The sequence below is a fragment of the Paraburkholderia sp. SIMBA_053 genome (assembly GCF_046534895.1).
GTDB classification, from domain to species: Bacteria; Pseudomonadota; Gammaproteobacteria; order Burkholderiales; family Burkholderiaceae; genus Paraburkholderia; species Paraburkholderia caledonica.
The window spans coordinates 1-269 of sequence record NZ_JAWRXU010000745.1 but is presented as its reverse complement, the minus strand read 5'-3'; the positions used below and the strand labels follow the sequence as shown (position 1 = coordinate 269).

General features: G+C 66.5%; 1 pseudogene. It reads left to right on the top strand.

Annotation, left to right across the window (positions count from 1 at the left end):
- Positions 1 to 269 (top strand): annotated as a pseudogene (locus tag SB753_RS37565) (hypothetical protein); the annotation flags it as partial.

Sequence of the window (269 nt, the reverse complement as noted above, 5' to 3'; positions counted from 1 at the left end):
AACCGAGACCCGAAAACTCGCCGGCATTGCCACGATGGTATGTGGTTCGATGGTGACGTTCGGCGCACACGCGTTCGAACAGGGCGCGCCTGCTGCGGCGCCGGTGGTCGCGCCGGATGTCGCTGGCGTAGCGGTCGAGCCGCTGGTGTTGCGCGACGCCGCGTCTGCGGCGGATGCGACGGATGCCATTACGCAGGCTGTCGTCGATGCATTGTCCACGCAAAAGCCGCGCGCATTTTCCGACGATGGCGACGCCGATGGCATGCGCC